Here is a 12,228-nt window from a genome sequence, read left to right on the forward strand (position 1 = left end):
CGCATAGCCAGTAATTTCCGTAAATGCCCCATTCACATTAATAATGTTCTGATTAGCGTCAGCAATCATGATTCCCTCTTGAGACTGAAATGCGACTGCTGCAATACTAAGTTTTTCTTCCGCCTGCTTACGCTCAACCTCCCCCCTTATTGCAGAAACCCCAAAAGACAAATTAGCCGCTAACTTTTCTAGCAACCCTTTTTCAGCATCACTAAATGCATCATTCTCAGATGCATAAATATTCAGCACCCCAAAGAATGTTGAAGAATTTTTTAAGGGTAAGCTGATGCTGGATAGATACCCACGTGCAAGGGCGGCAGATCGCCACGGGTGAGTCAATGGATTAATTTCAAAATTTTGGTTGACTTGTATTTTATGGCTCCTAACTGCTCTGCCAGCCGGCCCTTGACCCAAGTCACAATATTTTGACCAACTAAACTTCATTTCAGCTAAGTAGTCATTTTCAAATCCAAAGTGAGCAACGGGTTTAATTGTTAGCCCCAGGTCTTGTTGAGGCACACCAACCCATGCCATGTAATAGCCGCCACTTTCTACAATCACCTGACAAATCTTTTGCAATAGAGCGTTTTCATCCTCAACATGTATAAACTCTTCATTGCAAACACTAAGCGTAATAAATGCTCGATTTACCCTTGCTAGCGCAGTTTCTACCTCTTGATGACGAACACTCGCACTCCGTCGCCACCTCAGAATGAATGCCATCACCCAAGCGCTTATAAGCAAGATAGTAGAGAATGCGACTATTTGCATATAGGCACTTTTACGCCATGATTCAAAGACCGCTTGCAAACTGCGACTAACCTTAACCACTAGCGGCTGGTCGATATTTAATGCTTCTGGCTGAATATTTGTTAGAAAGACCATCCGCGCCTCACCCGTCAGCATACTTTCACCTATATACGTATTCGTAAGTAGCCTGCTATTTTTATGACGAGTAAAAAAAGTGTTTCTCATCGCTAAATTAATACCTGAGGATTTAACCCATTCGGGCTCAAAGTGCAAAAGTATTCCACTACCATGGATAATGGCGGAGCGAATATCAGACGTGTAGTGGACTGAACTTAAAAGTGTCGAGAAAAAATTAGGCGACAAATTTATCACGACCATACCCAAAAAATTTCCTTTTCGGTCCAATAGCGACTTGAAAAGGCTTATTGCTTGAGCCGGCTTACCGAGAATAGGGTGTGGGGCGCTAATATGAAGAATATTATCTTGAGGATGCTGAATTTCATTCTTAAAATATGCCTTCTTGGCAATGCTCTCGCCCACCAGACCCAGATCACTAGAGGCTAATATCACTCCTGAAGCATTCACTACGGAAATCGGCTGCATCAATCCCAGAAACGCATGATTTAACTCGACCAATTTAAGTTGATTGATTCTGTTTAATCCGCCTTCTTTTGAAATGGAAATATTTTTAATTACTCCATCAATAACGCGGCTAGCCATTTCTAATTGCGGCTCAATATTACGCCTTAAGGTTTCGACCTGCATGCCCAACCGGTCAATCTCTTGCTGCTCTACCAGTTGCAATCGCCATATGCATAACGATATTTTGACTAAATCCCAGATGATTAAAAACCAAAATCATTAAGGGGATCAGAATCATTCCTCCCCCTATACCTAGCAACCCCGATAAAAAACCCGAGATGGCACCACCTAACATTAATAGGGCAATATCACTTATGAACATTAAATTACCGAGTTAATAGAAAGGATGCGAAGAGGAGCATCTCCTCTTCGCAGAGATGGAACCGCCTACTAAGCTAATGCGCTTTCTGCAAATTTAGCAATACTTAGTAATTTAGCGTCATCCCCATAGCCTCCAATTAGCTGAATGCCCAGCGGTAATCCATTCTGGGATTTTTTTACTGGAATGGTGATTGATGGCACACCCAAATAACTCCATAAGGCACAAAAGATTGGATCACCAGTGGAGTCCAAGCTTTTTGGAGCCTCTCCACTGGCGGGAGCCATCAAGAATGCATCAAATTCTTGAAAATAAGCCCCAATGGTTGCGCGCAGTTTTTTCTGAAGAGATTTGGCAGCAATATAGGATGGAGCATTGTGCTGTAAGCCTCGCTTGACCAACTCTTTGATATGGACGCTCAATAACTCAGATGAATTATCAATATGACTCGCATGAATTTCAGCGGCCTCAGCTTCCATAATCAAATTCATGGACTGGATAGCGTCCCAATACTCTTTAGGCAAAGTCAGTTTCTGAGTAGTTGCCCCAGCATCCTCAAGTCTTTTTGCGGCAATTTGCAGCACCCCCTTCTGATCATCACTCATCATGTAGTCAATTGGTGTTTCGAGGAAGGCAATTTTTGGTCTATCAAATGATGGTAGAACTTTATTTACGTCAAAGAAGAGATCTGGGATAACAATTAAGTCTGGGTCTGATGAGTTACTATTTTTTAAGCAATTAAATGCATAGGCAGCATCATTGACTGAACGAGTAAAAAAGCCAATGTGATCCAATGAGTAAGAAAGAGGATGAGCCCCCTCTTTTGAGACTGCGCCGTAACTTGCCTTATAACCAATGACTCCGCAGTATGCGGCTGGACGAACAATAGAACCCTGGGTCTGAGAGCCAAGAGCAAGCGGAACGATACCCGCAGCAACGGCCGCTGCAGAGCCGCTGGAAGATCCCCCAGGGGTATGCTCTGAATTAAAAGGGTTTGTAGTTGGGCCAGGATTACGCCATGCAAATTCAGTTGTGACTGATTTGCCGAAGATGATACCGCCAAGACTTCGAATTTTTTCAACAATTGCAGCATCTTGGGTTGGCGTTACATCCTTGTAGATAGGTGATCCATTGGTAGTCGGGAGGTTAACCGTATTAATGATGTCTTTTACTGCCACCGGAATTCCTGATAGTAGGCCAGGCTTTATTGCACTCACCATAGAATCAACACTGGCCCTGCAGACAAAAGATTTTAGCGTTGGCTCGACCTCATCTGCTGCGGTAGAGCATTCCTTGATAAAGTCAACCGGATTCAGTTGTTGTGAGTCAATTAAGTTGCAAGCTTCAGTAAGGCCGATATTTTTTTTCATGTACGCGTCTCATTTTCAAAAGAATTGGGGCGAAAGTATTTCGCCCCGTATTTGAAGTTAAATAACTTTTACTTTAATTTCAAAGCATTTTGGATATAAGTTTCATTAATAAAATTCTCAAATACAGGCTGCTCTTTGAGGTTACCTAGAGCAATTTGAGTATCCATTGCAATTTTTAACGCAGCAGGTGTGATTTGGACGCTTTTCGGGAAGACATTCTCATTCATCATGCGAGTAACTGCGTTTTCTACAACCTGAGGGTCTAGTGTTGGGAATTGCTTCTTAGCAACTTCGATCGTCCCCTTCGGATCCTTGTTCATGTAACGAATAGCGATTTCCATTCCATTTACCATTTTCTGAGCGGCAACTGGATCAACGTTTTTCATTGCAGTAATTGAAGAAAAGGCATATGGGCCATAAGTTTTAGGGAAGCCTAAAACCACTTTCATACCCTTAATAGCGACCTGATCTAAGCCTGGCTCGTACAACACGGCAATTTTTGCCTGACCACTTAATAGCGCAGCTGGCTCAGTACCTAAAGGGACCTGGATAAGATCAATATCAGTCTTGTCATTCATGCCATTTTCTTTGAGCAACTTTAAAAACAATGATGTACTTGTAGTTGGCATTAGCCCGGAAACGACTTTTTGACCTTTAATATCCTTAATGCTTGTAAATTTGATATCGGGGGCCGTAGCAATCCATACAGCAGCACCATTAACTGCATTACTAATTACACCGACATTGGCACCTTTGGATGCAGCAATAGCAGTCCACTCGGGACCGTGTAGTGAAAATTGCGAGCTGCCGGATAGTACTGATGACAAAGCCGCAGTTGGGGATCCGGCCGTTTCCTTAATGACGCTTAATCCCTGGTCCTTAAAAAATCCTTTATCAATTGCTACATACAAAGGTAGATACAACATGGATTGGAATGCCTGTGAAATAGTGACAGTCTTTACTTCCGCGCTTGCGCTTAAGGATATGCCGCCTATTACTAATGCCGCACAAATTAACTGTGCTTTTTTATAAAGCGATTTCATATATATCTCCGTTAGGTTATTAAAAGTTACATCCGAATTTCTGTGCGCCTACTATCACTCCGCCATGGAAACAAGAAGCGCTCCAGCGCATCAATGCAGTAATAGAGAAAGAATCCAACAATCATCAGCATGAAAAGCCCCACCCAAACTGAATTGAGCTCGTATAAGCTGGAAGCGTTGTAAATCATGTGCCCCAAACCCGCCTTAGATGAAATAAACTCACCTACAACTGCACCCACCAAACCAAAGCCAACATTAATTCGGAAGTTAGAGACAATTGCTGGCATTGACGAAGGCACAACCACCTCACGAAATATTTGCTTTCTATCGGCACCCATAGAATCAAGGAGAGACTGCAGATCTTTATCAGCGTCCTTGGTTGCTTGATGAGCTGCAATTAAGGCAATGATTGCTGTCATCGAGACAACCAGAACAACCTTTGCACCTAAACCAGTTCCAAACCAAAGTAATATGATTGGCGCAAGTGCAATTTTGGGAACGCTATTAATCGCAACGATAAAGGGCTCTACAATTTGAGAAACCCACTTTGAGTACCAAAGCAACAATCCAATACTTGTTCCAATGAGTGTGCCAATAACAAACCCCAGGAGCGCCTCCCAAAGGGTGTAACCAGTATCAATAAAAATAGAGTAGTCAAGAACGCTATCAACGAATCTTTTCCATATACCAAATGGTGTACCAACTAAAAATTCTGAGATGAGCCCTAGTTCCGCCAGAAACTGCCAAATAAAAAAGAAGACTACAACTGATAAAATTTGGATCAGCGATTTCCCTAGGCTGGTGTTTAAAAAATGGTGAGTTTTGCTACCTTTTGCGCTCATACAACATCATCCTTTTTGGTTTGAATATCCAATTCAGAGCAAAGTAAGTGAAAGTACTCGCCGAAATTCTTATGTGATCTAGCTTCTATTGGGGAAGATCGCTCAATATCAATTTGATGGACATTCTTGACTATCGTAGGACGTCCGCTAAGAGCTACGACCCGTTTTGAGAGAGCCACAGCCTCATCGACATCATGGGTGACTAAAATTACAGTCTTTTTAAACTTTGCTACAGCATCTAAAAGCACACTTTCAAGATATAGTCTTGTTTGATAATCTAGCGCCGAAAATGGCTCATCTAGTAATAAGATATCTGGATCCATTAGTAGCGTTCGGATTAATGCAACTCTCTGCCGCATGCCTCCAGATAGAGTCTGCGGGTATGCCTTTTCAAAGCCAGACAGGCCAAAAGTACTTAAATAGTCCCTCGCCTTCTCAGTTCCATTTGCGTCATCTTCACCACGCACTTTCAGGCCCAGCATGACGTTTTCCAGAACTGTCCTCCAGGGAAAAAGGAGATCCTTTTGCATCATGTAGCCGACTTTGCCTCTAAGGCTTTTTATCTTCTCTCCGCGATAAATAAGGTCCCCACTATCCGCACCCAAAAGGCCGGCGATGATGTTAAAAATGGTTGATTTACCACATCCGCTCGGCCCAATAATGCTAATAAAATCTTGCTCCATCACATCAAATGTGAGTCCATTTAAGACTGGAACTGATCCGGAGTTGCTATCAAATGATTTGTATATCTCCTTGAGAGAGAGTTGAACAGCAGGTAGCTTCATATAAGTAAGTTTTCTTTTGTTGGGTGCTAACTAATATTTAGTTGACCCATAGTCACATTAGATTGAACTACTTACCGCGAAGATTGCTTACAAGTGGTGCGCATATTTTTTATAACGTGCATCGATCATCTAATTGGTGCAGTAATTTAAAATATATAAGCTCTATCGATGAAAAAATTATTTGGCAACTCCCTTTTTATAAAGGAGATAACCCCGCTTCAAGGCACAAGCTTTGCCGCCCCACTTTTATTATGCAATGCAGTCGGTATACGCGCTGTATTAGGTCAAGACCTAACCCCTTTAGCCATTAAAGCGCTACTTGTACATAGCGCAAAACAAAATGGCAATGATAAAAATGAGGTTGGCTGGGGAAAAGCACCTGAATCTCTTAATGAAATCATTACGTCACCCCCTGGTGTGGCTCGCATTGTTTATCAAGGGGAGCTAAAACCAGGAAAATATCTCCGAGCCTCTATTCCCATCCCTAAATCAGAGCTAACTGGACGCGTAAAACTCAAGGCAACTTTTTGCTACGCATCACCGGTGGACCCCCAGGAAGCCTCTTGCTATACCCAGGCCGAATTAGAAGTTACCTTCAGACCAAACCTATCAAAATTCAGCAATGATAAGACTACTGGAAAGGCTAAATCACAGCCTGATACCTCCTCTTTTTTTGAAACAAGTAGCTACGCAACCGAAGAAGAGCGGCGCGCTGATTGGGGAAAATGGGAGACTACGCTTCATGCGGAGCAAGGCTTTCTTGGAACTACGCTCAATGCACCAGTATTTGATATTCACTACAATGCTCGTGAATCAGGAGCTCCAACAGTAGGGGCAGGGAAAATTAAGTACGCTCTTGTAATTGCTGTCGAAGCATCAAAGCACCAAGATCTCTATAACGAAATCTTGCAAAGCTACGCATCAATACTTATCCCAATACAGCCGAAAGTTACCATTCCAATTAATGTCTGATGTACTTTGCAATTTATAGTTTAAATAAATTGCCTTTGACTTTTATACCCAATGTGTCAGTGCGCCACCTTGGGCATAAAAAAGCATTTGTTTAACCGTGGCCGTCAAGGGTGCGCTAGCCACCCCTTTGGGGTGCCCTTGACGGAATGAGTACGAGGCTTTTTGAATCAGCCCACTACCTTCATATATTCAGCTTCAATTGCATCATATATTTCTTCAGGCACCGTTGCAGCAAATTTCTTACGACGGTTAATTGATATCTTCCCATTATGCTCCATGCAAGCCAGAATTAACGTATTGAGGTCCTTGCCCCGTATATCGTACTGACCATCAATCGCGCGATAAATAAGGTCGTACTTGGCTAAGAATTCAGTCTCTTCTCTTAAGTCCTTTTCTAGCGCCTGCTTGGCCATCTCCAATCCAAACTCAACACAGGCAGTGGCATTCCAATAGCGATATAAGGAGTCATCTGATTTGAATGTCATTTGATACTCATCGCCATCAATCCAAATAACTTCCCAGCGCTTGCGAGCAGGCTCAGAAAAGCTCTTTAGAGCAGCTAGGTATAAATCTTCATTGCGCTTCATCGCAATGGATACTGGCAATAGCAAGCCATTCTTCAAAGCGCCGGACTGGCACAAAGCATGATGAAACAGAAAGCGTGATAAGCGCCCATTACCATCCATGAATGGGTGGATAAAAACAAATCCGAATGAAACAATCGCAGCGGCAACCAAAGGGTCTATCTGCTTTGACGAAGTATTAGCAAAGCCTACCAAACCCTTCATCAAGTCATTAACGATCTCAGGTGGTGGTGGAATATACGTTACGCCAGCAGCACCACGTAATGGACTGCTTAACCAGTTTTGTTGATGACGATAGTTAGCCGCCCTATCCAAAGGATTGGTAATGGCGGTATTTTGCAAGCCAACTAAGTACTCTTCATCCAACTGGGTAGTCAGATGGGCTTTTTTAAGTAGTTCTACAAATGCCTCTGCTTTCGTAGCGCTCGGTGTCTCATGTTCAATTTCAAAAGAACTTTTGGTCTCGCTTAAATAAGCCCAAGACATTGCTCTATCGGATGCGGCCCCACCTAGTTCTGATAGAAATTCATTTGCTTTCTGGAGGATGTTAGATTCAAGCAGGCTATTAATACGTGTGGTTCGCTCAACAGTTACGCAGTAATCCAAAGAACCCAAGCCATTGAAGTTAACGCGCCATTTGGCATTGCGTATGCTTGGTCCTGTAATGTATTTTTTGGGGTCAAATAAATTAACCATTGGCCCCGTAATTACTGGCGCGCCCTTTAACTCTTGCTTATTAAAGGCTTCCCACAAAAAACAAGCAGTACGAATGTAAACGCCTGTTGGCGATTCGCTAATTGCGGCCAGCATCTCTTGGGCTGGAATTTTTCTTAAGGCCTGCGATAACAATTGGAGATTAACTCCTTCATGCTTTAGCGCAAACAACAGGTGGCTTAGTGGGCGATCATCTTTGGGAGCTACCTTTGCGGGTATCAACAATGCGCCCTGGGTGGGCGTTACACTGGTTACCGAGGCAAGGCGTGCAGGTACAAGTGGGTCAAAAGCACTGAGATCAAGCTGACTTTTTACCTGTGAATAGCCTATATCGCCCATATTTCCCCCAAGCCCCACTTTTTCGTTCGAATAGCTATTTTCCCGCACTTTTTCCTACATATACACACTTTTTCTTACGATTACACATATTTACACACTTTTTCTTACATATTTCAATAGATTCCTACATTTCTAAATATATCCTCACTTTTTCCTACGAAATAGTGGTTCGGGCAATTTTTTAGTAAATAGCCCAAAAGATATGTATTTAATTGCAATATGCAGTTTTGTTGACAATAAAGCCAGTTATGTGCAGTTTTGTTGACATATTGACTCAATTTAGCGTGATATATGCTTTTTTATTGACATGCTGCCGACCAGGGTGCCCTTGACGCAAATAGACCGCTTGTATTCTACTAGTTTAAATTAGTAAATGACTCATAAATGAGTCCCTAATATACTTAAGGTATTATTTATGAGTCATTTTTATTGACCAATGACGTATAAACAGGTATATTAGTGTCTCGTACTTAATGAAGAGCATGAGGCAACTATGCGCGTAGATCAACAACTTACCCTAGCATCAAAGCAACTTGGCCAATCCGCTGAAATAGCGCAATGCCTTGTTTCTTTGCGTCTTGCGCGTCGTGTTCGCCAAAGTGAAGCAGCAGTCCGTGCCGGCCTATCTCGCGCTACTGCACAGCGCATTGAAAAGGGTGATCCTGGTGTAGCCGTTGGTGCGCTCCTGCGTTACTTAGATGCAATCGCTCCAGGCATGAACTTATTTCAACTATTAAGCGGAGATGATCCTGCGATTATTGCTTTAGAGCGTCGCTCACGTCCACAACGCGTACGTGACTTAAGTACAGCTGAAATGAAAGCGCTTGATTTCTGATGGCAAACACGATGAAGAATCTGTTTGTCTTTGCCAATCTTGATGGTGATTTTGTACCAGCAGGACAACTGCAAGTAGATGAGGAAGGCTCAAGACTCATTGCCTCTTCATTTGCTTATGGCTTACGTTACTTAGATAGGGGCAATGTACAGGAAATTGATCCCGTCGCCCTTAGCCTCAAGAATAAAAGCGAGATCAAAGGTAGGCGCCTCGTTCCACCAAATGGCTTAGAAGCTTTTGGCGGAATTCGTGATGCCGCTCCTGATTCTTGGGGAAGAAGAGTTATTGAGGCAAGACTTAAGGTTCCAGCTAATAGCCTGCCAGAATCAACCTACCTTCTTGAGGCTGGTAGCGATCGCATTGGGGCGTTAGATGTTCGAGCCTCCTTAACTCAAGAAGAGCGCCCCGCTCATGAAAGTATTCACAATCTGTCATACGTACTCGAGGGTGCGCAGAAGATTGAGGCAGGCTTACCAGTTTCCGAAGCACTATCTAGAATTTTGATTGTGGGTAGCGGCCTAGGGGGTATGCGTCCAAAGGCAAGCGTGCGCGACGATGACAACATTTTATGGATGGCCAAGTTCCCAGGCAACACTGATGGAGTCTTAGATGTACCAAGCATTGAATATGCCACTCTCAAGCTTGCAGAGTTAGCCGGTCTCAAGGTTGCTGAAACTCAATTAGAGCAAGTTGGCAAGAAAAAGGTGTTGATGGTTAAACGCTTCGATCGCTCTTGGACCGCTGCAGCCCGTTCAGTAGAGATTCGTCATCATGTGGTTAGCGCTCTCACCCTCATTGCTTGCCACGAATCAGAGTCCAATACAAAAAGCTATATGGATATTGCAGATGCTATACGCAGATATTGTCTGGTTCAAACAGTCAAATCGGATGTTGAAGAACTATATGCACGCATGATCTTTAACCTTTTTGTCAGCAACGATGATGATCATCTACGCAATCATGCATTCTTATGGAATCAGGGGCTTAAAGGCTGGAGCCTAAGCCCGCTCTACGATGTGATGCCTCATGCAGTCATTGCAAGTGAGCGCTACCAACACCTAGGGGTCGGACCTCAAGGTAAGCTAGCAACCCTAGACAATGCCTATGGGGCTAAAGAACGCTTTGGTTTATCTCCGCAACAAGCAAGCTCTATTATCGATCGCGTATGGAGAGTAACTAGGCAGTGGAAAACACACTTCGAAAGCCTTGGAATTCCTGCAGATCAAATTAAAGAAATCTCCCGAGCCTTTAGGCACATTGACGATATTTGCAGCCCTGAATTAATCAAGTCTTTAGCTAAGGGCTAATCCCCCCCATCGAGAAGATCTTGCTGGACAACTAGATTTCAATAATAAGGGATGAATTGAATTCTGGGTTTTCGGCGTGGTTAGATCGAACATAACCGCGAGGATTACAAACTACCCTAGTACCATTCATTTCATAGTCGCAGGAATCATGCGTATGCCCATGAATCCATAGAGACATCTTGCCAAAGAGGTGCGCCAACTCCGAGGAAAAGCAGGCAGACAATAAATCTTGCTTATATCGCTCTGCAACTGAGCTCATTGAGGGTGGATGGTGCGTAATTACCACCGTCTTGCCATCAAATGGGCTCTCTAGCTCCTGCTGGAGCCAAGCCAATGATTTTTCATGTAATTGAATCGATTTTTTCGGGGAAAAATTTCTTCCTCCATCACGTATTGTTCTAAAGTCATTTAAGTAAAGCTCGCCATACGATAGGCATTTAGATTTTAGATCCTCGCCAAATAATAAAAAGTCAGTCCATAACGTAGCTCCCAAGAAGCGGATGGGCCTATTTGATTTAGGATCCTGCAGTTGCAGCACATCATTATCAAGAAAATGAATTCCGTACTCAGTGGATGCGTTCCTCATCCGTTCAATGGCATGACCACGCTGGGAGCCATAGAACTCATGATTGCCAGCCACATAAATAGTCTCTTGATTTGGAAACGATTTTCTAGCCCAAGTTATACCCTCTGAGCGCAGGCCAATATCACCGGCCAGGACAATAACATCTGCCGCATTTAATGTAGGTGAAAAGTCGGCAGATTCTAAATGCAAATCACTTAGTACATGAATTTTCATAATTTAGATAAGTCGCCATGATGATCTTGATATTGAGATCTAGTGTAGTCAATAAATTAACCATGACGTCTTACAAGGAATTGAGCTTGGCATTGACGTTAGCCTTGGGGGACTCTAAATTATCAACATACTACTAAAAACCGCGTTCATCAAAAATGCATCAAGAACAAAACTATTTCTCGCTTGATTTAGAGCTCAATAATGCTCAAGATAATTCCACAGTAAATCCAAAGATCATTCAAATAGGGTTAGCAGTCGGAAACTACCATGACTATGTCAATCAATCCCTATCTACGTATAAATGGTTCTTAGATCCTCAAGAGCCTATTTTTGAGTTCATCACCCAATTAACGGGCATTTGCAATCAGGATATTTCTGACTATGCAGTTCCACATGAACAAATAGCTAAAGAAATTGGGAAAATTATTACTACGCGTAATTGCTTTGTTAATCCCATTACTTGGGGCGGTGGCGATTCACTTGAACTGAAAGCTGAATTTAAAGATCGAGGTATCAGCTTTCCCCATTTTGGTCGTCGCTGGATCGATGTCAAAACTTGGTATAGCCTGCACATGCTTGCCATGGGCAAAAAACCCAGTGGCGGTCTATCCTCAGGCCTGGGTTCTTTTAAGCTTCAATTTGAAGGCAGTCCACATAGAGCAGATGTTGATGCTCTCAATACCTTGAGGCTTTTCTTTGAAATCCTTCACAGGCACAATCGGATATATCAACTGGTAAGCGATGCAAGGGCTTTGAAATAGCCGTATCTATATACCTAAAAATAGGGTTATATTGATTCCGCTGGATTTGATTATTTGAACTTTCCAAATCTTTGGGGGGAAATGAAGGCTTGCAACGCATTTACAGATAACCCCTCACAGCATCAATTGCTTGATCCTTACGATATAAGTTAAGTTGTCGACGAGA

At 42.9% G+C, this 12,228-nt stretch carries 11 protein-coding genes; 4 read left to right on the forward strand and 7 right to left on the reverse strand.

From position 1 onward, the window contains the following. From B7X71_RS06660 to B7X71_RS06680, 5 genes are all read right to left on the reverse strand, one after another. Positions 1-1,554: GAF domain-containing protein (locus B7X71_RS06660; protein ID WP_293600386.1), on the reverse strand; the 1,554-nt coding region annotated here is incomplete at its 3' end. 228 nt (positions 1,555-1,782) lie between these two features. Next, positions 1,783-3,081, reverse strand: coding sequence for an amidase (locus B7X71_RS06665; protein ID WP_293599081.1), 1,299 nt, complete (start codon positions 3,079-3,081; stop codon positions 1,783-1,785). A 68-nt stretch (positions 3,082-3,149) separates the two neighbouring features. Further along, complete coding sequence (locus tag B7X71_RS06670) at positions 3,150-4,124, reverse strand: ABC transporter substrate-binding protein (RefSeq protein WP_293600387.1); 975 nt, start codon at positions 4,122-4,124, stop codon at positions 3,150-3,152. 26 nt (positions 4,125-4,150) lie between these two features. Next, positions 4,151-4,966 (reverse strand): ABC transporter permease, encoded by an 816-nt coding sequence (locus B7X71_RS06675; RefSeq protein ID WP_293599326.1) that lies wholly within the window; start codon positions 4,964-4,966, stop codon positions 4,151-4,153. After that, on the reverse strand, positions 4,963-5,751 hold the full coding sequence (locus B7X71_RS06680) for an ABC transporter ATP-binding protein (protein WP_293599325.1): 789 nt from the start codon (positions 5,749-5,751) through the stop codon (positions 4,963-4,965). Before B7X71_RS06680 ends, B7X71_RS06675 begins: the two co-directional genes overlap by 4 nt. A 168-nt stretch (positions 5,752-5,919) precedes the next feature. Between B7X71_RS06680 and B7X71_RS06685 the strand changes: the two genes are divergently transcribed. Continuing rightward, positions 5,920-6,723, forward strand: coding sequence for a S8 family serine peptidase (locus tag B7X71_RS06685; RefSeq protein WP_293600388.1), 804 nt, complete (start codon positions 5,920-5,922; stop codon positions 6,721-6,723). A gap of 167 nt (positions 6,724-6,890) precedes the next feature. Here the strand turns inward: B7X71_RS06685 and B7X71_RS06690 are convergent, their stop codons facing one another. Beyond that, positions 6,891-8,360: a Fic family protein gene (locus B7X71_RS06690; protein WP_293600389.1), complete on the reverse strand. Its 1,470-nt coding sequence runs from the start codon at positions 8,358-8,360 to the stop codon at positions 6,891-6,893. A 493-nt stretch (positions 8,361-8,853) separates the two neighbouring features. On the opposite strand from B7X71_RS06690, the gene B7X71_RS06695 reads away from it, so the two are divergent. Both B7X71_RS06695 and B7X71_RS06700 read left to right on the forward strand, forming a co-directional pair. Beyond that, a complete protein-coding gene (locus tag B7X71_RS06695) occupies positions 8,854-9,195 on the forward strand; it encodes a helix-turn-helix transcriptional regulator (protein ID WP_293599010.1) in 342 nt (113 codons plus the stop codon). A gap of 11 nt (positions 9,196-9,206) precedes the next feature. Beyond that, complete coding sequence (locus tag B7X71_RS06700; RefSeq protein WP_293599011.1) at positions 9,207-10,502, forward strand: type II toxin-antitoxin system HipA family toxin; 1,296 nt, start codon at positions 9,207-9,209, stop codon at positions 10,500-10,502. Between the two features lie 31 nt (positions 10,503-10,533). Here B7X71_RS06700 and B7X71_RS06705 read toward each other — a convergent pair whose 3' ends face one another. Next, positions 10,534-11,301 (reverse strand): metallophosphoesterase, encoded by a 768-nt coding sequence (locus B7X71_RS06705; protein ID WP_293599012.1) that lies wholly within the window; start codon positions 11,299-11,301, stop codon positions 10,534-10,536. Between the two features lie 155 nt (positions 11,302-11,456). Here B7X71_RS06705 and B7X71_RS06710 point away from each other — a divergent pair, with 155 nt between their 5' ends. After that, positions 11,457-12,062 carry a 3'-5' exonuclease gene (locus tag B7X71_RS06710; RefSeq protein WP_293599013.1) on the forward strand — a complete coding sequence of 202 codons (606 nt, stop codon included), beginning with the start codon at positions 11,457-11,459 and terminating at the stop codon, positions 12,060-12,062. Positions 12,063-12,228 lie beyond the last annotated feature (166 nt).

Source organism: Polynucleobacter sp. 39-46-10 (assembly GCF_002282275.1).